A 19,361-nucleotide genomic window follows, 5' to 3' on the forward strand; every position below is an offset into this window, starting at 1 on the left:
GCTAGCCCATAATTTTTTTGTAGGCCTCAGCGGCCTGCTCCGGTGTAGCGTCTGAAGATACGGTGATATTTAAATCCGGCTTATTCTCACCATTTGCAGGCGCGTCAACACCGTAAGCCTCTCGTTCAAGACCTATCAGCGTTTTGAGGCTATCGCTTAAATCTTTGACTGACTTAACTCTGGAAGGAAGGCTGATAATTTTGTGGTAAAGGTCATTGAGCTTATCCATGCCTTTATCGTCTGGATTGCGGAGTAGTTCGCCGAGCTTATCCAGTGAATCCACGTCCGAGCACTGTGCTGCCAGCTCATCGAAGAGCACATTAGCCAGCGCTCTGGCGCGGCGAATATCACCGCGATGCTCCATGCGAACCGTGGCAATAACCTCAGCAGTTGCCTCGATAAGTTCGCGTTCTGAAATGGCTGTTTCGGTGCGAACCTGCGTGCGAACCTCACGTCTGCGAACCAAATCGTCAGCCTTTGACTGAATCTTTGCGGCAAGGTCTCTTATCCACCCATCCTTTTTGGCTCGCTTACGGATTGCGGTATCGCTAATGCCATGCTGCGAGGCGATTTCTCGGACAGAGAGCAGGCCAGCACGATAATCAGCCTCTATCTTTTCCCAGTCCGGTGTTGCCATAATTACTCCGAATTGCTTTTCTGGGCTTCAATATGATCCATCATAAAATTGTTCACCTCGCGTGACAGCCAGCCGGCGAGATATGCGAGTGGTTCCTGATTGTCAGCGCTGACAGTGACGCCAACCAGTTCCAGAATTCGCCAGGCAGCATGGACACATTCATGCGTCAGACATTCAGCGTTGTACGCATCCGGATCAGCGAAAGTGATGACGATGAAGTCAATTCCGGTGTTTGAGTCTTCTATCGTGGATACCTGGGCGGTGAAGTTCTTATACAGAAACCCTTTACCAAATCGCTTATCGGCAGCGGCAGCGCTGGAACAAATGACGACCTGCACTCGATAAAGGGGAACAGTTAATTCTTTACAGGGGCGCAAAGCCATTATTGAAGCTCCGGTGTGAACGCACCCGCGGCAGGTGCTGGTTAACTTCCGCTTCCTCGACTGCCAGCAAGCTGGCAGTACTTCGGCGAGCGTTGCAGGGGTTTATGCTGGTTATTTAATTTTAGCCACGGGAATAACGAATACCGACTTACACGGAAACAGCGCGTTTGTGCTGTTTTCTTGATGTGGCCAACGCAATTAACAGCATTTAATAAAATCAGCTTAGTGGTGTGAGTTGGTCAGCTACACTTAACATGTACTTTTTCAGTAAGTACGATGTTCTTTTTAAGCTCCCGGCACAGTGAATTAGTGCCGGGATTTTTTTATCTATATCTTTTTGCCATTCAGGCGGGATAACAGTTTCTTTTCAAGCAAATTAACTACCGTTACGCCGGACCAGGATGATATTCCGCAAGCAACCGCCGTTCCGGTGTAGTGCCACTGAAAGCGCACAGCGAGCATCAGCACAAGCGCACTCGCAAAGGTTGAGATGATGATTTGGCATACCGCGCCCCAGAACGACGTCGGCATGCCAGAAAGAATGCTGTGGGCTATCTTCGATAACACACCGAGACCTGTAAAAATGGCAACGAGGATATACCCCGCAATTTCGTCTTCTGGGGGTTTGAATGGCATGGGATTTCGTCCATAAAAAAGCCCCGCGATAAGCAAGGCTTGAGGGTCATAGCGTAACAATGCCAGCGGCTATGACTTGGTGATGTTTTTTGAAATAAAAAAAGCCCCAACAGAGTGAGGCTGAGTAAAAACGAATACTCGATTAAGAAAGCTCTAAGGAGATACCGGGATAGGTATCAGACTGAACGCTGAGCGGCATGAACCTACAAGCGTATAAAGCAATATGGGAACACCCAGCGTTCAGACTGATACGCTCTCCAGTCGCTCCGGGTTAACCCATCTTCGTAGACTGAAAAGCATATGGTGCGGCCGGTGGGAATCAAACCCACCCAGGTGCTAAAGAAGGTAGTACACCTGAATATCAATTGACCGCACTGGTACCGGTTAACGGAGTTGAACCGCTGTCATCCTGATTTTGCAATCAGGCGTTCTGCCTGCTGAACTAAACCGGTAAAAAAGGCCCCGCAACGACGAGGCCTGAGCAAATCCTGGACTCAAAGCAAACGGTTCTCACACTACATGTCGCCAATAATGCGACAGGGCAAATCCTACATAGTTTATGCGTGTAATAATTCACATTTCATGCTGAATCGATTCAATTCAAAATGCCTTTTCAAAAATAACGAAACGCACAGAAAACGGATGACCTTAGCATTGGCTAAATACTGGAAATTTAAGTTGGAGCGGTCAGCGGGAATCGAACCCGCATCATCAGCTTGGAAGGCTGAGGTAATAGCCATTATACGATGACCGCTTTTTTGGTGCCGACTACCGGAATCGAACTGGTGACCTACTGATTACAAGTCAGTTGCTCTACCTACTGAGCTAAGTCGGCTTTGGTGGCCCTTGCTGGACTTGAACCAGCGACCTGACGATTATGAGTCGTTCGCTCTAACCAACTGAGCTAAAGGGCCGATGTATATTGCGCCGGAGGGAATCAAACCACCCAAGTTTTATTACGGTGGCAAGACCTGAATATCAATTGACCGCACTGGTACCGGTTAGTGGAGTTGAACCGCTTCCATCCTGATTTTACAATCAGGCAATCTGCCTGCTGAACTAAACCGGTAAAAAAGGCCCCTCGACGAGGCCTGAGTAAATCCGGGACTCAAAAAACAACTACGATTACCCTACAAAGTGTCACCTGCAAGCGACGGGATGAATCGTATACAGTTCACATGGGTTACTATTAACATTTCATGCTGAATTTCTTCGTTTTAAAACGCCTTTTCAAAAATAGACAGAAGCAATACAAAGCGAACGGGATTTAGCGCTGACGGAGTGCTGGAAAATGTAAACCGGGCATTAGCAAAAAATCGTCCCCGCATCATCACCTGCCTGGAAGACTGGGGGTAATAGCCATTAATCCTATCTCGCCAACGGTTTGATTAAACCTCTCCTCCTCGATCTCCACACCTATCACCCTACGCCCCAGAGTAAGAGCTGCTTTGATAGTTGAACCTGACCCCATAAAGAAATCAGCTACCACATCTCCGGGTTTGCTACTGGCATCGATAATCTGCTTCAGCATGTCGGCAGGCTTTTCACAGGGGTGCTTTCCTGGATAGAACTGAACGGGCTTGTGTGTCCATACATCGGTATACGGAACAGACACTGATACCGCAAAAGGACGCCGGAGCGCTTTAAACTCACCCAACAGAGCAGAATATTTCCGGTTTAACGACTGCCATGTTTCCACCAGTTGGTGATGTGGCTTATCCAACTCGTGCTTCGCATGCTTATCGATGGCTACCTGATTGAACAGCGCCTGGAGCTTTAAATAGTCTGTCTCATTTGGCAATTGCCACTGGCTGGCACCGAACCAGTGCGAAACCATGTTTTTCTTACCCGTCGCTTCCGCAATCTGTTTTGAGGTCACCCCCAGAGCTGCCCGGGTATTACGGAAGTATTCAATCAACGGGGTAAACACATGCTGTTTGGTGTCGTTGCACTGCTCTACATAACTGTCGGGCTTATACGGTCCAGGGTAATGCTCTGCGAACAGCACGCGCTCGGTCGCAGGGAAATAAGCCCGCAGGCTTTCTTTATGGCAACCGTTCCAGTGTCCAGAAGGTTTCGCCCAGATGATGTGATTCAGAATATTGAAGCGATGTCGCATCAGCAGCTCGATATCAGCCGCCAGTCGATGACCACTGAACAGGTAAATGCTGCCATTAGGTTTTAACACCCTCCAGAACTCAGCCAGGCACGTATCAAGCCAAGCCAGATAATCCTCATCGCCCCGCCACTGGTTATCCCAACCGTTTGGTTTCACCTTGAAATAAGGCGGATCGGTAACGATGAGATCGACGGAATTATCGGAAAGGGTAGCAAGAACTTGAAGACAATCAGCGTTGAATAACTCAACACTGTTTAAATTTACAGTATTTTTCATAGATCAGTAAACGAGTCTCTGATAGGCTCACTTTGCTTTAGCGCTAAAGCGGTGGGCCTCGGTTCGCTTGTGACCTTAAGACATGAGCGAATGGCTGGCTGAGTGCTACAACACCCACCAGCCGCCCATTTTCACTGCAGAAGCCTCCGGTTAATGGAGGCGCTTGTAACATCCAATCTGGTATTCCGATAAACCCGCCATTACTAACTGCGTCAGTATTAACTGGCATCGTTCACGCGTCAGATGTGTATTCTGGGCGATTTCCCCAACGGTTGCAGGTTCGTCGCTTAGTTCATTGAAAACAACCTTTGCTATTTCTGTCATATCTTGCTGTTTTAGCATGTCTTTTTACCCTTTAATTATGGCGTGACATACAGATAACTCTGGTCGGGTGAGCCAGCAAGATGAAATTCAGTATTCCCGTCTGACAGCGCAGTAAATGCGCTTATAAAGCGACAAAACCCCAGCATGATGCCGAGGTTTCTTGTTTGATAAGTGCTGTCTCTTAGTGACGACTCTTATCACGTTACACACAAAAATGCGGACCGCATTAGTGATTTTTTCGCTATTTTCTTATATCGTTCTCTAAATGTTGTCTGTAGTCATTGCCGCCATACCTTTAACTCCGTCTCGAGTGGTGATGTGGTATTTATTGATAAAGCTTCCGTTAAGGATTGTGGATGTTAAAACAAAGCCGTCAAAAAGCGATTCACTACAAAAGAGCCGCAATCGCCAACTGCAACGCAGATCTTCAATCAATTCTAGAATCCATCATTTCCGCCAATGGAACAGCATCCAAAGTTGGCATGAGACGAGAACAAATTTCCCCATCTGATAGTGCTAGTGGCTATCGTTTAATTAATCGAAGTAACACCTACCAAACAATATTATTCGGTCAATTAATATTATTTGAGCAAGGCAAAAGCCAAGCACTGATGACTATCAGTGATGATGTCAGTTTTTATGACATAAATGCAATCACATCCCAACAAATAAAACTTGATGCTGATGAAAACATTTCTATTGAAGAAAAAGAAAAAATAAAGAGAGAGTTTATTGATTCAATACTTTATTTCGGAGTATTGAAAAACCATATGATTGTTATTCAATCCAGCTCCCTTAGGGCAAGAGATCTAGAAACTCACCTTAATTGGCTTATACATAGCTTTGGTAGTTCATTTTCAGATGACAGCATTCTTATTTTAAAAGATAAACCAACTGAAGAAACAATCCAAAAATTGGAAAATAATCCAGTCAGAAAAATAAACCTCGGCAGTGTACCTGTGAAAAGTAAAACAGAAAGTGATAGCATTCAAATAACTCACACGCCAACCCCCTCACCTACCACTTCTATCCAGAAGGTGAGGAAAATGAAATTCATGCCCACTGGCAAGGGTGGGAATATTCTAAAAGCAGCCTTTGGTGAGCAGTGGTTCAATGAATTGAGACTCGAAGATTCCTTAGATGAATCAAATCTTCAGGTAAACTTAGAAATAACCTACTTTAGAAAGACCAATAAAGATGGTCAATTACTTATGGATACTTTAGCTACATCACTAAGAAATATGGATGAAGATGATATTGAAATATCACTCCAAGGTGGTGGAACTATTAAAGGTGGAGAATTGAAGTTATCTGGCTCGATTAACGTCCAATATAATAATGGACTAATGGACGAAAATCACTTATATTTACAGATGCACAAATGGCTACATTCTAAGATAGGCTCCGGAGAAGTAGCAGTGAAATAGCGGCATACTACAGAACGGAGGCTACAATGAGTTTCAAAGCATTTTTAATGCAATTTATTCTAGCCTTCCTTTTGGGTTGCATTGCATTTTATTATGTTGTTAATAATACAGCATTAAATTCTGCCCCGACCCCTTGGATCATTCTGACACTACTTCTTTTTTCTTCAAGCTACTGCATCCAAGCCTTATTCAAAATCCCAGAAGTTGATGAACATCCATCCTTAACCTCCGATGAACTTCGACGCTTGAGGCCAATAATATCCATAAAAAGAAGAAGGCTTACAGTTATTCTTTGTTATCATATTATTGCTGCCGTTGTCGTTGCTGTCGGTTTTTTTAGTATCAAAACATGCTCTGAGTATTTCCAGTTATTTTTCGTTATAACTGGCGGCCTTGTAATTTCATCGCTTTATACATTTTTATTTATAAAATCAAACATGGATGAAGCTCAAAGATTTAAAAGTATATTGATACATAGATCTGACACCGAAAAAAGAAGAAAAGATATTCTCGACAGTCTAAATAAAAAGTCCGAATAATCGAACCTTTTACTGGAGCTATACATTTTCAATAGTTAGAACTCTACATCCATATCGAGTGTTACATCTAACATACAAAGACAGCCGTCAATGAATCCTTCAGCCATTTGTATCTCTATTCTTATTAATTTTTCATCTTTTTTCTTCGCCTTAGCTATTTTCCGTTTGGACACGCCATAGAAGTAATGAGCTACAAGTAATGAATGTTCATAAGGTTTTTTATTCTTCAGACGAGCCATGCAACCTTCAATAACCAAGGCATCATCATCAGTGCAGGACAACCGATTTTTGCCCGTCTGAGGAAGCAGACCTTTAAACCCAGCAGCTATAGGAGAGTAATCGATACCTGAGTTATCGCTCGCGGCCCAACCTCCCCAGCGCTCTAATACCAGTTGAATATCACGCATTATTATTGCCCCCCCTTCTGTTCGTAATAAGCAGCTCCTGCGGGCTGAAGTGCTTTAAGGATTCTTCAAATTTCATGCGGCCACCTGCTGTTTTTTATAGAAAACCTGCTCACGAACCTGATCGCCGTTCATCAGCATGTCGTTGAAATCGCCGTTATCCGGCCAGCGTACGCTGACTTTAATGATGTCATTTTTCGCCATGAGATTGGCATGGGCACACTCGAACGCCGCCGCCTGACCAGTGGCAGAGTGCTTGTCCATGTCAGCAAAAATAACCAGATGTTTTACCCCTGCCGGCGCGCGGAATTTCTTCATGAAATTGCTGTTCATCACCGCCCAGGTATTGACGCCGTAAATCTGATAGCAGGACAGCGCCGTTTCGATGCCCTCCGCGATCCCCAGCGTTGAGGAAACGGGAAACATACGGATGGCTACAGAGCGTGCATATTCGAGATAATTTTCTTCCTGCAGGGATTTTTGCCGTTTGGCACTTTCACCCAGTGGCGCTTTATGCTCTCCCTCCAGTAAGGTGCGGTGGAGATAGCACAGTTCCCCTTTGTCGTCTGTGGCGAGGGCGTATAGAGCATGGTAAACGCGGCCTGCGTGGCGCTGGCGTTCACAGAATTTGATGGCATCAGAGGGTAATTTGTTGATCCCGCGTTGTCGCAAATATCCGGCACCTGGCGTGCTATGCAGCGGAAGCAACTTCGCGAATTTACTGATGGTGCGCTGGCGCAACTTCGCGGCAGAGCTGTGGGAAGGGATTTTTTCGCGCTGGTAGTCATTGCCAATAAGCTGATCCACCTCGGCACAGAGTGCCGAAAAGGTTTTGTTGGTCTGCGTGGCTGAAAGCAACTTCATGCCGTCACCGCTACCGCATACGCAGATCCATGTACCGGCACCGTCGCGATCGTCTATACGGAACTTACCACGTGCACTGCATACCGGGCACTCGCCTTTGTAGTGATTTTTCCCGGTTATTGGTGGCAGGCCGTAATGTTCAAGAATTTCGGGCCAGCGGCCTTTCGCCGCTTCTGCTGTCTTCACGCTGTTCTTCTCCCCAGCATACTACGAATGTTAGCAACCTGATGTCTGGCGTTGATGATCCGGTTTGTAGTCCCGGCATTGTCGGTGGATTCCTCCGGCTGACTGCCGGGCCTTTCCCGACCCTTCGCAAATTTGATGAGTTTGTGCTTGATGTAGTTATTTACCTCCGGGGTAATCTCCATCGGAAAATCGCTCAGCCCATTGGGCCACTCGTTGAATTTGTCGCGGAATGTATGAGCGCACCACCCGTCACCGATCGGTTTCCCCATTGATTCGCGCTGACGCTGATAAAATTTGATCTGGCTCCACCAGGACTGTTTGTCCGATTTGGTGTAAACCTTTCCGCCCTTTTTGAGTTTTTTGATATTGCGCTGCGTATCGGTTTCCACGTCCTCGCCGATGAGCGGTTTAAAGCCACATATCGGGCAGACATAGACACCTGCGGGCTTCATGAAGTGACATTCCGGGCATTCCTTCGGGAGCTTTTCCTCCCGTTCCTTAGCCTGGCGGACTGCCGCCTCTTTCATACCGTCACTTTTGGAAGGGAGATCGTTGTACTCAATGGCATCCGGGAACCCGAGGCGATGAACGGTGCCGCTGTGATCGAAGATGAGACAGGCGTCTTTTCCCGGCGCAGTACGAAGTCCGCGCCCCAGCGCCTGTAGCCAGCGAATTTCGCTTTTCGTCGGACGGGCGTAAATGACACAGCGAACGTCACTGTCGAAGCCAGCCACCAGTACGCCAACGCTGACAATGATTTTTGTCGCACCGGTTTCAAAGCGGTGGATCATCAGCTGGCGTTCTTCATGCGGAGTTTCGGCCACCATAACCTCAGCATTCACGCCCGCTTTGTTAAACTGCAGCGTGACGTAATTGGCGTGGGCCTTATTGACGCAGAACGCCACTGTCGGAAGGTCCCGACCGTTACGCAGCCAGTTATCGACAATATCGCCCACCAGGTCAGAGCCACACATGATCTCTGCCAGCTGTGCTTCGTCGTAGTCACTGCCGTATTCCAGTGATGCTTTGGTTTTTACACCCTGCAGATCCGGCTTCGTCGGCGCATAAAACTCAAACTTGCTGAGGTCACCGCGCTGAATCAGCTCACCGATAGTTGTTGGCTTAATCAGGCGCTGATAGTAATTCCCCAGGAACGGTGAGAACGGGGTTCCGGACAGACCGATTACTTTTGTCTTTGTCTCAGTGGTAAGGCGCTCGATCTCTTTCAGGATGCGGCGTTTACGCAGGTGTGCCTCGTCGATAATCAGCAGGTCGATATCCTGAGGAAATTCGCGGCGGATCAGAGTGTCAGCACTGGCGATCTGGATTTGGAGGGTTGGGTCATAGTTCGGATGGTCACGCCAGATAAAGCTGATCTGGTCTTCCGGAAGCCCGTACTGAGCGAAGCGTTGCGCCGTCTGGTTAATCAGAATGGTGTAAGGGGCGACAAACAGAACGCGCATACCACGGGTTACCAAACCAGCGGCAACAAAAGCAGCCAGCCCAGTTTTGCCGCTGCCGGTCGGCATGTACATCATGAACGACTCGTAAGACTTCCAGTCGCGACGCAACATGTTAAGGGCACGTTCCTGTGCAAAATTCGGTGTGATGGTCAGCATAATCAACCCCTCTAAGATTCACTCTTCCAGGAAAAACGATTCCCGGACTCATAACCCTGCAACGGCGTATCACCTTGCTAGTACGTCGCCATTTTTAACGTAGGCTTCAGAGATCGGCATCTCCCTAACCTATGGAGTTGCCTGTTGGAAAAGACCTATTCCCATCCCTCTCCGATCTCCCCCCTTACCCCCCTCTTACCTCTCCCTTATTCATGTACTAGCTATCTAGTACATTAGAGTGTAAAAAAGTAAGTGGGTGGTTCTGCTTCATCTGCAGCTGACGCCTTTAAGTCAGACTGCAACCATGCACCTTTAAACCTGTATCTGTCCGGGTACCTTTAAACCCGGAAACCATCAGTAACGCGGTTGCGTTTCAGCCAGGGGAGGTTCGGCTGTATACCCCTGTAACGCCCTGCCGTGATTTCTCACGAACAGGCGAAGTCGTACATTTGCTTCGTGCCGTGCTCGATTCTCTTTGCGAAAGGAAACCGGCTCGACTTCAAACGTCTCCACATATACGGCTGCATATCTGGCAACAGCCTTTTGACGGGCCGCTGGTGCTAAACTCAACAACTGTTTCTGAATCCACTCGCCATCTGCCTCGCTGAAAACTGGAGGCATAACAGTTCGGTGATAGTCAGGCATGGTCTTTCACACCATTGAGAAGCCATTGTGGTGAGCAACTAAGAGCTTCCGAAATCTCAAGCAAATGCCTGGGTCTATGCGAGGTTCCGGCTTCAATTCTTTGAATTGTTTGCTGCTTAATACCGGCCATAATTGCCAGCTGCTGTTGAGTTAATCCCAACTCCAATCGCCTTTCCTTCAAGCGCATAGAAATAGTCATGTAGCAATCCTCACATACAACGTTTGCGGTATTTCAATACACATTTTGTTGTTTGTCAAATACAATGATTGTTGTATGCTGTTTTGGACAAATTTATTTGGGGTGTGAAAATGCAATTGGCAGACAGGATCAAGCAACGTCGACTGGCGCTGGGACTTACTCAGGTTGAACTAGCTGAACTCACTGGAACTACCCAACAGGGAATAGTGTCCGTTGAATCTGGAAGAACCAAAAGACCACGCTACTTGCATGAATTAGCTAAGGCACTTCAATGCGATCCTGAATACCTAATTTCTGGCAAAGAAGCCGCAAATGTTTCCTTTGCCGGTAACTATGCCCCTGGTCAAAGATATCCAGTCCTAAGCAAGGTTCAGGCAGGCTGCTGGAACGAAGCCGTAGAGGCTTATACGCTTAAAGACATAGATTTATGGTTGGAGTCTGATGCGCACATCCAAGGAGATGCCTTCTGGCTTGAAGTTGATGGTGACTCTATGACGGCTCCTATTGGTTTGAGCATTCCCGAAGGTACTTTTGTCTTATTTGATACTGGCCGTGAGCCAGCCAATGGAAATTTGGTAATTGCCAAACTCACTGATTCTAACGAAGCCACGTTTAAAAAATTGATAATTGACGGGAGCCAACGCTATCTGAAAGGGCTTAATCCGGCATGGCCTTTAGTGCCAATTAACGGGAACTGTAAGATCATTGGCGTTGCCGTAGAAACCAAATTACGTCTCCTTTAAGACTCACATTTCAGTAAAACTAAATGATGAGCTCCCTAAATAGGGGGCTTTTTTTGGTAAATTTCCATCGATCACGACTAATATCCCACCCTCGCTTTGAGTATAAAACCCCTTCCCACCAAATTAATTAATCTGTAAATACAATACGTTATAGTAATTACAACAAATAAAACAACGTTTGTAGTTTACATAATACAACGAAATGAGTATTCTCATTTCATCGGCAAACAACGGAGCCAATGAGATGACCATCGTAGATAAAAATAGATATTCACATATCAGCCTTAGAGCCAAGGCAGGAGTCTATGTTGATTTCCCCATCATAGATAACAAGGGTTTATTTGAGCATTTTTACCGCTCAGGAAAAGAAGATGGTTATATTCTTGAAACCTTTTACTGCGATGATGTCAATCAATACGGAATTTATAAAAATGATGCTGGCATTTCATATCTAATTTCAACTTTTTCTTCCAAGGAAGATATTAACGTTAACTCAATGGTAGTTATTGTTAATTACTTTCCTTATATGCTAGATACTCTTGATATTGAATTTAAGTATGATTTACACACCAACATCGAAAACCTACCTAAATTTCATTATGAACTTTATGCAAGAGTGAAAGATGCTTTCATACCTGTTGCTGTTATTTCTGACATAGAAAAACTTAAGCGTTCAGAGATAGAAAAGATCTCCAAGTTCCCAGGCGCAAACGAATCCATTAAAAAGTTCAATGACTACATGGCAGACAAAACAGCCAAAGCATTCAAGTAGCCATATAAATGTAATTTACAGCCTAACGACTGGGGTCAAACTCAGTCGGAGGAAATAAACATGAATATTACCCCCGATAAGAAATTTAATAAAAAATTACAAGCTTGCAATGCTGGAATTATCCCATTTAATTTACAGCCTTATGGCATTGAGCAGCAATTTGTTATCAACATGCCTGACGACTCTATGTCTGGCACCATTGAGGCTGGAGAGCAATGCCTCGTAAAAAAGCATCAGGGTAATTTGTGGGATGCGGTCTACTTATATGAGCTTGACGGCCAGCATTTTATTAAACGCTTTCAGACGGTAAAAAATAAATTACTGATAATTTCTGACAATAAGCTTTATGAAACTTGGGAAGCGAACGAGGAAATTAAAAAGCAGATGAATATTATCGGAATGGTGACAGCTTACCTTCAGATTCATCGTATTGGTTGAGGTGTAATCATGAGTTTTATTAAAGATATCGCAGCATATAAAACAGCTCTGCTTTACATGAAGAACGGGCAAGAGGTTATTGCTCATCTTTACCTCAAAAAAGCATATGGATATTCATCATGACAAACATGATAGAACGCAACCGGAAAAGAATTCTTAACGCAGCGTTAATCAGGCTCCAGCGTAAAACAGGTGGCAATCTCCTGATGGTTAACTTACCAGATGGAAAAATCGAAACCGTAGAAATTACTGAAAGTTTCATGAATAAATTATTGCTACGTTTCGAATTTTTAGTTTATGGCGAATACGGAAAAAAGGAAGGTGAAGATTTTATTAAATCGACCTATGAAAACTCCATCGAAATAAACAGAGATACTGAATATCTGACTGAAGCCGGAAAAATGATTATCGACAATTTATTAAATGAAATAGTTGATTTCGTAAAAGATAAACAAGCTCGCGGGGAATTAAAAAATGGCGACTGAAAAGATACCAGCAGTAGTACATGCACCAATCAACGTCGTGCTGACAATCGAAAACGGAAAGGTGATCCACACGCGTCCGGTCCAGAACGGTGAAGTAACCGCTTCAATGGAGACGTTTTTATGGATGGCTGAACGTGCAGGTTACACGGTAATTCCACCAGAAAAAGGCGATATCGATGGCTCTGACAGCAATTCGTATACCTGAGTGGGTACATGCCCAAGCTGTTAACACTCTCGGCAGATACAGAAAGCGGCGGGTGATTCCCAGCCGTATGCATGGCTCGGGAAATCTTAGCCTGAAGGTTAACAGGCGCTGGAGACTTCTCTCCAGAGATGGTGGCCAGAACTGGGAAGTCATGAGCCACGAGCGCTACAGCAAACTGAAGGACAGAAAATAATGACCACCAGCAAAGTTAAAACAGGTATTGACGCAGCATTCAGTCGCCCTCTCCGCCCGGTGTATATCGTGATGCGTCACGGTTTTCGTAAGCGTTGCCTGAGCCGTAGCGCGGCGTTAAATAACCTCGCCAACTACATGACCTCTCATGCCTTCCGGCTGGCGCGAGTTGATACTCATTACCCGGACACGCCAGTCATTCGCGACGGTATGACGGTCCACCAGCTCGGACATTTCACCGAAGAATACGTGGATGCTCATCGCCGCTGTGTTCGCCGTCTGCGTCGCCTGCTGGCCCGTAAGCGCGAGATCCAGCAGTGGCAGGAAAAGCACGACGCACTAACTGATCGTTACCGCGATTTCATGAAAACGAAGCCGTTTTAAGGGGATGGTATGGCAAGCCAAGATAACGCAAACATTTTTTCGGTGGAGTCCACACATAAGATTCCGAATGTGAAACACCTTCGTCGGCAATCGAAAATTTACAGTCCAGAAGAATTTCTCGCACTGCCAATGGTGCAGGAATACATAAAAAACAATCCGAACCAGTATTTCGTCAATGAAGAGACTGGCGAGCAAATGATGGCTCAGGAACTGGCAGAGCTTTACTGCTCGGTTAATAACGGCAAGAAAATGAAGAAAGCCCTACGTCGCGCATTTGGAGGTAAATCGTGAGTAATTTAATAACTAAAAATTTTCGCCTAAACGCGCTGGCTAACCAGTATGCAGCAGCAGTTCATAGCCATCTCATTAAGCAGAACGCCGGCGAATGGTTTAACGTTAACGCCGATTCATTCCCTATCAGGGTGAATATTGTTGGAGGTATTACAGGAGTCAGGCAGCTTGTCGATGCTTACTTCCTCGAGGCACTGCAATTGAACTATCAGGAATGGGAGGCGGTAGCCATTGCACTGCTTGATAAATGTTTAGCGAAAGATAAATCGCTCAATCAGACGGGAATTGAAATCTGGGAAAGCATGATTTCCGATATGGGATCAACTGTTTCAGGTGATGGTAATGGCTGAGCATGCTGACCTGAACGACACGCTGGTGAAAGCCAGCGTCCAGATTGACGACGGATGTGACCATACAAAGCAGCTGGTTTGGAAGATGAATGCCAGGCGGGATATGCGGAACGGCATCAGTGTACCGAGGCCACCAGCTCCCAAGGTAGCAGCGGCGAAGATCGGACCGAAGAAGAAGCCCCGGAAACGGGGTTATCGAGTAGTGCAAAAAGCGATTGGCGCAGTGTGAGGTAAATAATGAATACAGTCTTTTTATTGCTTGCGGAGTTTGGCACCCCCACGATTCTTCTCGCGGATGTCTCAGAAAAATATTTTGGCATGAAACCAGCGACGGCTGAAAAGAAAGCTCTATTGGGGGAGCTTCCAATTGCCACATTTCGTGCATCTGAAAGCCAGAAAGCTCCAAGGATGATTCACGTTCAAGACCTGGCCGACCACATCGATCAGCAGAGGAAAAAAGGCAAAGCATTGTTCGAACAAATGCGTGCAAACTAAATATCACTACTGTCCCGATTTTGGCTTTGTTGCTTCAGGCGATCAAATTTCTCGTGAAGGGTATTCGGAAACATTTCTCTGTAAACTTTCCATAATGTATTCAGAGACCGATGCCCTGTCACCTGAGCGACATCTTCAATACTAAATCCGGCTTCAAAGAGCCGACTAGCACCCTCACGACGTAGATCATGATATCGAAGATCGGTAATAAATAAGGTGTCACGAACCTGGCGGAATGTTTGCGTGATACTTCGCTCATTAAACGGGAAGATTCGCTCATCTAGTTGGGGTTGTCTCTGAACAATATCCCAAGCCTCACCCAGGAGAGGTACCGTCATGTGATTACCCGTTTTCTTCTTTGGGTCCTTCCTGTCACGGACCAATACACTACGCTGTAGATCGTCAATATCATCCCAACGGATTTTACAGAGCTCACCTATACGGGTACATGTCAGTACTGATAAAAGGAATATATCGCCGAATGGTGCCTTACTGTGTGCTGTATTTTCTTTCTGTTTAAGCCCTTGAAGAAGAAGCTCAAACTCTTCGACAGAAGGCCGTCGATTACGCTGGTTTGACGTTCCAACCATCTTCATCTGCTTTAAAAAGATCCTGGCCTCGGCCATATGCTTCAGGTCAATTTCTATATTAAATAGAGGTTTCGCGGCTTGTAGCACAGAAGCGACATACGAAATGTCATCTGATATTGTTTTCGGTGAACAGCCCTGAGCCTTGCGAAAATGACAGAACTCGATATAAAGCTGTGAAGTTAGATTACTCAACTCGTTGGCTGCCAGTTCGCTTTTTGCTAATCGGCGCAGGACATCTTTTTTAGAGCGACCGAGCGAAACATCCCGGTGATTTATATATCTTGTTATCAACTCTGCAAGGGTTATGGTTTTCTGCGATTGCCCTATAGGATTAGGGAGACCAAACTCTTCAATGTACGCAACACGCTTAGTCCCCCAAGATTTCGCCAAAGTCTGTTTTGAGAATGTTTGGTTTTCGCGATAAATATACTTCCCATTCTTTTTCACACCCACAGTGCAGCGATACCGCGTTGTACCATCAGCCCTCAAGCGCCTTTCAACCGTATAAAATGCCATTCCTCTTAATCCTCATGGGGTGCTGGGTGGGGGACTGAGAGCAATAAAATACAATTAAATGACTTAAAATGCACCATAATAATACTGGACATCAATACAGCCAAATGACTTTATTTATTGAAATATATAATAATTATAATTTCACACTATTTACACCCTTCGGTGTCTCACCGGGGCGTTTGTGCTAGACTCCACTCTTCATTTTTTTCTGGACTTCCTTCGTGGCTCACTCTCAAAACGCCTTTCTCCCGCAATCCTTTCTTGATGTTATTCGCGATGCACTTCCGGCCGACCAAACGCTCGAAAGCTTTATCGAGTATTGCCAACGTCCTCTGCGGCGTAGCTTGCGAGTCAATACCCTCAAAATTTCAGTCAGCGATTTTCTCGCCCTGGTTGCACCTTACGACTGGCATCTGACACCTGTTCCATGGTGTGCTGAAGGGTTCTGGATTGAGCGAGATGATGAAGAAAGCCTGCCACTCGGTAGCACAGCAGAACATCTGAGTGGATTGTTCTACATCCAGGAAGCCAGTTCGATGTTGCCCGTTGCGGCGCTGTTTGCGGACGGCAACCAGCCAGTGCGCATTATGGATGTCGCTGCCGCACCTGGTTCTAAAACCACGCAAATTGCCGCACGCATGGGCAATCACGGTGCGATTCTTGCCAATGAATACTCCGCCAGCCGGGTGAAAGTGCTGCATGCCAATATCAGCCGCTGCGGAATTAGCAATGTGGCACTGACGCATTTTGATGGCCGGGTATTTGGTGCAGCCTTACCGGAATGTTTTGATGCGATCTTGCTCGACGCCCCCTGTTCAGGCGAAGGCGTAGTACGTAAAGATCCCGATGCATTGCGTAACTGGTCACCAGAAAGCACCGCCAGTATTGCCGATACGCAACGCGAATTGATCGCCAGCGCTTTCCATGCCTTGCGCCCCGGAGGCACGCTGATTTATTCCACCTGCACTTTAAACCGTGAAGAAAACCAACAGATTTGCCAGTGGTTGCTTGATGAATGGCCCGATGCCGTGGAAATAGCCCCGCTTAACGACCTGTTCCCGGAGGCAGGGAAAGCCATCACTGCTGAAGGCTACCTGCATGTTTTCCCACAGATTTATGATTGTGAAGGCTTTTTCGTCGCGCGCCTGCGCAAAACAGCATCAATCGAAGCACTCCCGGCCCCAGGGTACAAAGTAGGTAATTTCCCGTTCAGCCCCCTATTTGGCAAGCAAGCCGCTGAAGTCACCGCGGCTGCCAAAAAATCTGGGATAAGCTGGCAAGATGACCAACAGCTTTGGCAACGCGATAAAGAAATTTGGTTGTTTCCGAAGGAGATTGTTTCGTTATTCGGCAAGGTCCGTTTTTCTCGGATTGGCATACGTCTGGCGGAACAGTACAACAAGGGATACCGCTGGCAGCATGAAGCAGTGATTGCTTTAGTGCCCGGGGATTCGCCGCTGGCATTCGCGCTGACGGAGTTTGAAGCTGACGAATGGTATCACGGGCGCGACATTTACCCATATGTGACACCGTCACTTAATGAAGTGATTGTCACCTGGCAAGACCAACCATTGGGTCTGGCCAGGAAAGTGGGATCGCGACTGAAGAACAGTTACCCACGTGAACTGGTACGCGATGGCAAACTGTTCGCGACGAAGGCCTAATTCGCAAAATATTGTCGCCATGTGATTTGCAGTTTTGGTACGTTTGTCTACGCTCTAGTGTGGGAGGCCTTACTGGTCATACCACATGCACCCAGACCCAAGGAGAGTAAGATGACGAAAACTAACGTACGAATAGGCATCTTCGAAATTGATGATGCTGAATTACATGGCGAGCAACAAGGGGACCGCACTTTGAGCATCCCTTGTAAATCTGACCCGGATTTGTGCATGCAACTTGATGCCTGGGATGATGAAACCAGTATTCCCGCCGTCCTTGATGGCGAACATTCAGTCCTCTACCGTCAACATTACGACCAAAAATCTGATGCCTGGGTCATGCGTCTTGCATGATTCCAATCAACCCGTCGCTCAGGCGGGTTAATTAATCTGTACTGATTTCCCCTCTTCCCATGGCTTCCCCTACAATTAAACCAAACGGTGAAACTCTGAGGCGTTAATGTTTGCGTTAGTCTTATTTGTTTGTTACCTGGACGGTGATTGCGAAGATATTGTTGTGGACGTTTTTAATACCGAGCAGCAATGTGTGGTGGCCATGGATGACCAACGGATCCGTTATGGCGGATGCTTCCCAATAGAAGATTTTATCGATGGTTTCTGGCGCCCGGCTCATGAATACAGTTCGCTATAACTACTGTACCTGCACCATCGTTAGCTTGTTACCAAACACTGCGCCGGTATCAATATAGTTTTGGTTGTAAAAATGACCGACTTCTTTGAGTGGTGTATGGCCGAAATAGAACTCATCCGCCCCTTCTATTTCTTCACCGCGTCCCTGTAAATTTTTATTGAGCCGATCCCGGCTCCAGACCAGCAAATGCTCATCAACTGGCTGATTCCAACTGTAATGTGATGCTGGATAATCGGCATGAGCAATAACCAGTACTTTCCCATGGGTATGAAGCTCAATCACTAACGGCAAATCACGGCAATGTAATAAAGCCTCTTGCACATTATGTTGGCGCAGTGCTGGCAACTCCCGGTACCAATCGCCACCGTTCATTTGCCAAAGAATCCCCTCGCCCTCATCCAACGCTTCTAAAGCCATCTCTTCGTGATTGCCTTTCACCGCTTTAAACCACTTGCTACCCAGTAAGGCCAGACAACCGGGGCTATTCGCACCGCGGTCGATAAGATCCCCCACCGAGATAATAAGATCCTGATGGTAATCAAAATGCTGGAGTTTAAGCTGGCTAATTAACTCAGAAAGGCAGCCGTGTAAATCGCCAACAACAAAAATATGCCGCCAGTTCTCACCTTCAATTCGCTGATACATACTGACCCCACACCGCTTATTTATTGCTCAATTATAAACCAGTGTGCGGCGATGGTTAGCAGGTTGGGCGAACGAACATCTTTATCCGTTTACCGTGGTATTCCACAGGGTGTTCAAACCGGAAGCCAAAACGCTCGGCGAGGTGAATGGAGCGATGGTTATCATCATCAATAATGCAGCAAACGGGCGTGGTAAATTCACGGTCTGCCCATTCTAAAATCGCACCCAAGGCTTCATTGGCGTAGCCTTTACCGTGTACGGCTGGAATGAGCGTCCAACCGGCTTCAGGGAATTCAAGGGCTGGCATTAATTCACGTTGTGCATCTTGAAAACCGAACGCCCCGACAAAACGCCCTTTTGCTTTTTCAAACACCCCCCAGTAGCCATAACCCAGTGCCTGCCAATGACCGATGTAACGTAACAGGCGACTCCATGTCATTTCCTGCCCTTGCGGTTGACCACCACCGATAAATTTCACCATTTCCGGGTCAGCCCAACAAGCCGCTAAATCCGGGAAATCCTCCAATGCAAAGTGCCGCAAAACTAAACGTTCAGTTTCCAGACGTGGTGCTTCTTTAACCATTTTCATTTCCTTCTGAATCTTTTTTAATGATTCTGCCGCTATACCGCTCATGAAACAATAAGCACAGGTTAGCTGCTGTGAGATAAGAGAAATTGAGCGGG

At 46.4% G+C, this 19,361-nt stretch carries 28 protein-coding genes and 5 tRNA genes; 15 read left to right on the forward strand and 18 right to left on the reverse strand.

Annotated elements, in window-relative coordinates:
• Position 1 precedes the first annotated feature (1 nt).
• From EC843_RS03355 to EC843_RS03400, 10 genes are all read right to left on the reverse strand, one after another.
• Complete coding sequence (locus EC843_RS03355) at positions 2-637, reverse strand: hypothetical protein (protein WP_133521610.1); 636 nt, start codon at positions 635-637, stop codon at positions 2-4.
• A gap of 2 nt (positions 638-639) precedes the next feature.
• Entirely contained in the window at positions 640-1,020 is a 381-nt protein-coding gene (locus EC843_RS03360) for a hypothetical protein (RefSeq protein WP_133521611.1), read from the reverse strand.
• Between the two features lie 327 nt (positions 1,021-1,347).
• Complete coding sequence (locus EC843_RS03365) at positions 1,348-1,656, reverse strand: hypothetical protein (protein WP_133521612.1); 309 nt, start codon at positions 1,654-1,656, stop codon at positions 1,348-1,350.
• A gap of 375 nt (positions 1,657-2,031) precedes the next feature.
• Positions 2,032-2,108, reverse strand: a tRNA-Cys gene (locus EC843_RS03370).
• A gap of 227 nt (positions 2,109-2,335) precedes the next feature.
• Positions 2,336-2,410 (reverse strand) — tRNA-Gly (locus tag EC843_RS03375).
• Positions 2,411-2,415: 5 nt separating this feature from the next.
• Positions 2,416-2,491, reverse strand: a tRNA-Thr gene (locus EC843_RS03380).
• 2 nt (positions 2,492-2,493) lie between these two features.
• Positions 2,494-2,570, reverse strand: a tRNA-Ile gene (locus tag EC843_RS03385).
• Positions 2,571-2,648: 78 nt separating this feature from the next.
• Positions 2,649-2,725: transfer RNA gene (locus tag EC843_RS03390), tRNA-Tyr, on the reverse strand.
• 261 nt (positions 2,726-2,986) lie between these two features.
• A complete protein-coding gene (locus tag EC843_RS03395; protein ID WP_133521613.1) occupies positions 2,987-4,051 on the reverse strand; it encodes a site-specific DNA-methyltransferase in 1,065 nt (354 codons plus the stop codon).
• A 150-nt stretch (positions 4,052-4,201) separates the two neighbouring features.
• Positions 4,202-4,393, reverse strand: a complete 192-nt coding sequence (locus EC843_RS03400) for a TrmB family transcriptional regulator (RefSeq protein ID WP_133521614.1) — start codon at positions 4,391-4,393, stop codon at positions 4,202-4,204.
• A gap of 338 nt (positions 4,394-4,731) precedes the next feature.
• Here EC843_RS03400 and EC843_RS03405 point away from each other — a divergent pair, with 338 nt between their 5' ends.
• Entirely contained in the window at positions 4,732-5,802 is a 1,071-nt protein-coding gene (locus tag EC843_RS03405; protein ID WP_133521615.1) for a hypothetical protein, read from the forward strand.
• Between the two features lie 26 nt (positions 5,803-5,828).
• On the forward strand, positions 5,829-6,341 hold the full coding sequence (locus tag EC843_RS03410) for a hypothetical protein (protein WP_133521616.1): 513 nt from the start codon (positions 5,829-5,831) through the stop codon (positions 6,339-6,341).
• 35 nt (positions 6,342-6,376) lie between these two features.
• Here the strand turns inward: EC843_RS03410 and EC843_RS03415 are convergent, their stop codons facing one another.
• The 5 genes from EC843_RS03415 to EC843_RS03435 form a co-directional block, all read right to left on the reverse strand.
• Positions 6,377-6,751, reverse strand: a complete 375-nt coding sequence (locus EC843_RS03415) for an antiterminator Q family protein (RefSeq protein WP_133521617.1) — start codon at positions 6,749-6,751, stop codon at positions 6,377-6,379.
• Between the two features lie 69 nt (positions 6,752-6,820).
• The gene (locus EC843_RS03420; RefSeq protein WP_133521618.1) at positions 6,821-7,795 is read right to left on the reverse strand and encodes a toprim domain-containing protein; all 975 of its coding nucleotides are present in this window, start codon (positions 7,793-7,795) and stop codon (positions 6,821-6,823) included.
• Complete coding sequence (locus EC843_RS03425) at positions 7,792-9,414, reverse strand: DEAD/DEAH box helicase (protein ID WP_133521619.1); 1,623 nt, start codon at positions 9,412-9,414, stop codon at positions 7,792-7,794. The genes EC843_RS03420 and EC843_RS03425 overlap by 4 nt, the downstream gene beginning before the upstream one ends.
• Before the next feature lie 354 nt (positions 9,415-9,768).
• Entirely contained in the window at positions 9,769-10,059 is a 291-nt protein-coding gene (locus tag EC843_RS24735) for a hypothetical protein (protein ID WP_133521620.1), read from the reverse strand.
• The gene (locus EC843_RS03435; protein WP_133521621.1) at positions 10,052-10,258 is read right to left on the reverse strand and encodes a helix-turn-helix domain-containing protein; all 207 of its coding nucleotides are present in this window, start codon (positions 10,256-10,258) and stop codon (positions 10,052-10,054) included. The genes EC843_RS24735 and EC843_RS03435 overlap by 8 nt, the downstream gene beginning before the upstream one ends.
• A 110-nt stretch (positions 10,259-10,368) precedes the next feature.
• Here EC843_RS03435 and EC843_RS03440 point away from each other — a divergent pair, with 110 nt between their 5' ends.
• The 10 genes from EC843_RS03440 to EC843_RS03490 all read left to right on the forward strand — a co-directional run bounded on the left by EC843_RS03440 (position 10,369) and on the right by EC843_RS03490 (position 14,613).
• Positions 10,369-11,001: a LexA family transcriptional regulator gene (locus tag EC843_RS03440; RefSeq protein WP_133521622.1), complete on the forward strand. Its 633-nt coding sequence runs from the start codon at positions 10,369-10,371 to the stop codon at positions 10,999-11,001.
• A 244-nt stretch (positions 11,002-11,245) separates the two neighbouring features.
• Positions 11,246-11,773, forward strand: coding sequence for a hypothetical protein (locus EC843_RS03445; RefSeq protein ID WP_133521623.1), 528 nt, complete (start codon positions 11,246-11,248; stop codon positions 11,771-11,773).
• 60 nt (positions 11,774-11,833) lie between these two features.
• Entirely contained in the window at positions 11,834-12,211 is a 378-nt protein-coding gene (locus EC843_RS03450) for a S24 family peptidase (RefSeq protein ID WP_133521624.1), read from the forward strand.
• A 119-nt stretch (positions 12,212-12,330) separates the two neighbouring features.
• A complete protein-coding gene (locus EC843_RS03455) occupies positions 12,331-12,696 on the forward strand; it encodes a hypothetical protein (RefSeq protein WP_133521625.1) in 366 nt (121 codons plus the stop codon).
• On the forward strand, positions 12,686-12,901 hold the full coding sequence (locus EC843_RS03460) for a hypothetical protein (protein WP_133521626.1): 216 nt from the start codon (positions 12,686-12,688) through the stop codon (positions 12,899-12,901). Before EC843_RS03455 ends, EC843_RS03460 begins: the two co-directional genes overlap by 11 nt.
• 192 nt (positions 12,902-13,093) lie before the next feature.
• Positions 13,094-13,477, forward strand: coding sequence for a hypothetical protein (locus EC843_RS03470; RefSeq protein WP_133521628.1), 384 nt, complete (start codon positions 13,094-13,096; stop codon positions 13,475-13,477).
• Positions 13,478-13,486: 9 nt separating this feature from the next.
• Positions 13,487-13,768: a hypothetical protein gene (locus EC843_RS03475; RefSeq protein ID WP_133521629.1), complete on the forward strand. Its 282-nt coding sequence runs from the start codon at positions 13,487-13,489 to the stop codon at positions 13,766-13,768.
• A complete protein-coding gene (locus EC843_RS03480; protein ID WP_133521630.1) occupies positions 13,765-14,118 on the forward strand; it encodes a hypothetical protein in 354 nt (117 codons plus the stop codon). The genes EC843_RS03475 and EC843_RS03480 overlap by 4 nt, the downstream gene beginning before the upstream one ends.
• Positions 14,111-14,347 (forward strand): hypothetical protein, encoded by a 237-nt coding sequence (locus EC843_RS03485; RefSeq protein ID WP_133521631.1) that lies wholly within the window; start codon positions 14,111-14,113, stop codon positions 14,345-14,347. The genes EC843_RS03480 and EC843_RS03485 overlap by 8 nt, the downstream gene beginning before the upstream one ends.
• Before the next feature lie 8 nt (positions 14,348-14,355).
• A complete protein-coding gene (locus EC843_RS03490; RefSeq protein WP_133521632.1) occupies positions 14,356-14,613 on the forward strand; it encodes a pyocin activator PrtN family protein in 258 nt (85 codons plus the stop codon).
• Here the strand turns inward: EC843_RS03490 and EC843_RS03495 are convergent.
• Positions 14,610-15,719, reverse strand: a complete 1,110-nt coding sequence (locus tag EC843_RS03495; RefSeq protein ID WP_133521633.1) for a site-specific integrase — start codon at positions 15,717-15,719, stop codon at positions 14,610-14,612. The genes EC843_RS03490 and EC843_RS03495 overlap by 4 nt on opposite strands.
• Before the next feature lie 221 nt (positions 15,720-15,940).
• Here EC843_RS03495 and rsmF point away from each other — a divergent pair, with 221 nt between their 5' ends.
• The 3 genes from rsmF to EC843_RS03510 all read left to right on the forward strand — a co-directional run bounded on the left by rsmF (position 15,941) and on the right by EC843_RS03510 (position 18,032).
• Positions 15,941-17,383, forward strand: a complete 1,443-nt coding sequence (gene rsmF, locus EC843_RS03500; protein WP_133521634.1) for a 16S rRNA (cytosine(1407)-C(5))-methyltransferase RsmF — start codon at positions 15,941-15,943, stop codon at positions 17,381-17,383.
• Positions 17,384-17,494: 111 nt separating this feature from the next.
• The gene (locus tag EC843_RS03505) at positions 17,495-17,734 is read left to right on the forward strand and encodes a YebV family protein (protein WP_064546055.1); all 240 of its coding nucleotides are present in this window, start codon (positions 17,495-17,497) and stop codon (positions 17,732-17,734) included.
• 106 nt (positions 17,735-17,840) lie between these two features.
• A complete protein-coding gene (locus EC843_RS03510; RefSeq protein WP_064546053.1) occupies positions 17,841-18,032 on the forward strand; it encodes a YebW family protein in 192 nt (63 codons plus the stop codon).
• Here the strand turns inward: EC843_RS03510 and EC843_RS03515 are convergent, their stop codons facing one another.
• Together EC843_RS03515 and EC843_RS03520 are read right to left on the reverse strand one after the other, a co-directional pair.
• Positions 18,033-18,677 carry a metallophosphoesterase gene (locus tag EC843_RS03515; protein WP_133521635.1) on the reverse strand — a complete coding sequence of 215 codons (645 nt, stop codon included), beginning with the start codon at positions 18,675-18,677 and terminating at the stop codon, positions 18,033-18,035.
• Positions 18,678-18,732: 55 nt separating this feature from the next.
• The gene (locus EC843_RS03520) at positions 18,733-19,260 is read right to left on the reverse strand and encodes a GNAT family N-acetyltransferase (protein ID WP_133521636.1); all 528 of its coding nucleotides are present in this window, start codon (positions 19,258-19,260) and stop codon (positions 18,733-18,735) included.
• Positions 19,261-19,361 lie beyond the last annotated feature (101 nt).

It is taken from the genome of Buttiauxella sp. JUb87 (assembly GCF_004361975.1).
GTDB lineage: Bacteria > Pseudomonadota > Gammaproteobacteria > Enterobacterales > Enterobacteriaceae > Buttiauxella > Buttiauxella ferragutiae.

Coding starts and splice junctions, on each gene's coding strand:
- EC843_RS03355 (WP_133521610.1), bottom strand. CDS start 637: ATGGCAACACCGGACTGGGAAAAGATAGAGGCTGATTATCGTGCTGGC.
- EC843_RS03360 (WP_133521611.1), bottom strand. CDS start 1,020: ATGGCTTTGCGCCCCTGTAAAGAATTAACTGTTCCCCTTTATCGAGTG.
- EC843_RS03365 (WP_133521612.1), bottom strand. CDS start 1,656: ATGCCATTCAAACCCCCAGAAGACGAAATTGCGGGGTATATCCTCGTT.
- EC843_RS03395 (WP_133521613.1), bottom strand. CDS start 4,051: ATGAAAAATACTGTAAATTTAAACAGTGTTGAGTTATTCAACGCTGAT.
- EC843_RS03400 (WP_133521614.1), bottom strand. CDS start 4,393: ATGCTAAAACAGCAAGATATGACAGAAATAGCAAAGGTTGTTTTCAAT.
- EC843_RS03405 (WP_133521615.1), top strand. CDS start 4,732: ATGTTAAAACAAAGCCGTCAAAAAGCGATTCACTACAAAAGAGCCGCA.
- EC843_RS03410 (WP_133521616.1), top strand. CDS start 5,829: ATGAGTTTCAAAGCATTTTTAATGCAATTTATTCTAGCCTTCCTTTTG.
- EC843_RS03425 (WP_133521619.1), bottom strand. CDS start 9,414: ATGCTGACCATCACACCGAATTTTGCACAGGAACGTGCCCTTAACATG.
- EC843_RS24735 (WP_133521620.1), bottom strand. CDS start 10,059: ATGCCTGACTATCACCGAACTGTTATGCCTCCAGTTTTCAGCGAGGCA.
- EC843_RS03435 (WP_133521621.1), bottom strand. CDS start 10,258: ATGACTATTTCTATGCGCTTGAAGGAAAGGCGATTGGAGTTGGGATTA.
- EC843_RS03440 (WP_133521622.1), top strand. CDS start 10,369: ATGCAATTGGCAGACAGGATCAAGCAACGTCGACTGGCGCTGGGACTT.
- EC843_RS03445 (WP_133521623.1), top strand. CDS start 11,246: ATGACCATCGTAGATAAAAATAGATATTCACATATCAGCCTTAGAGCC.
- EC843_RS03450 (WP_133521624.1), top strand. CDS start 11,834: ATGAATATTACCCCCGATAAGAAATTTAATAAAAAATTACAAGCTTGC.
- EC843_RS03455 (WP_133521625.1), top strand. CDS start 12,331: ATGACAAACATGATAGAACGCAACCGGAAAAGAATTCTTAACGCAGCG.
- EC843_RS03460 (WP_133521626.1), top strand. CDS start 12,686: ATGGCGACTGAAAAGATACCAGCAGTAGTACATGCACCAATCAACGTC.
- EC843_RS03470 (WP_133521628.1), top strand. CDS start 13,094: ATGACCACCAGCAAAGTTAAAACAGGTATTGACGCAGCATTCAGTCGC.
- EC843_RS03475 (WP_133521629.1), top strand. CDS start 13,487: ATGGCAAGCCAAGATAACGCAAACATTTTTTCGGTGGAGTCCACACAT.
- EC843_RS03485 (WP_133521631.1), top strand. CDS start 14,111: ATGGCTGAGCATGCTGACCTGAACGACACGCTGGTGAAAGCCAGCGTC.
- EC843_RS03490 (WP_133521632.1), top strand. CDS start 14,356: ATGAATACAGTCTTTTTATTGCTTGCGGAGTTTGGCACCCCCACGATT.
- EC843_RS03495 (WP_133521633.1), bottom strand. CDS start 15,719: ATGGCATTTTATACGGTTGAAAGGCGCTTGAGGGCTGATGGTACAACG.
- EC843_RS03505 (WP_064546055.1), top strand. CDS start 17,495: ATGACGAAAACTAACGTACGAATAGGCATCTTCGAAATTGATGATGCT.
- EC843_RS03510 (WP_064546053.1), top strand. CDS start 17,841: ATGTTTGCGTTAGTCTTATTTGTTTGTTACCTGGACGGTGATTGCGAA.
- EC843_RS03515 (WP_133521635.1), bottom strand. CDS start 18,677: ATGTATCAGCGAATTGAAGGTGAGAACTGGCGGCATATTTTTGTTGTT.
- EC843_RS03520 (WP_133521636.1), bottom strand. CDS start 19,260: ATGGTTAAAGAAGCACCACGTCTGGAAACTGAACGTTTAGTTTTGCGG.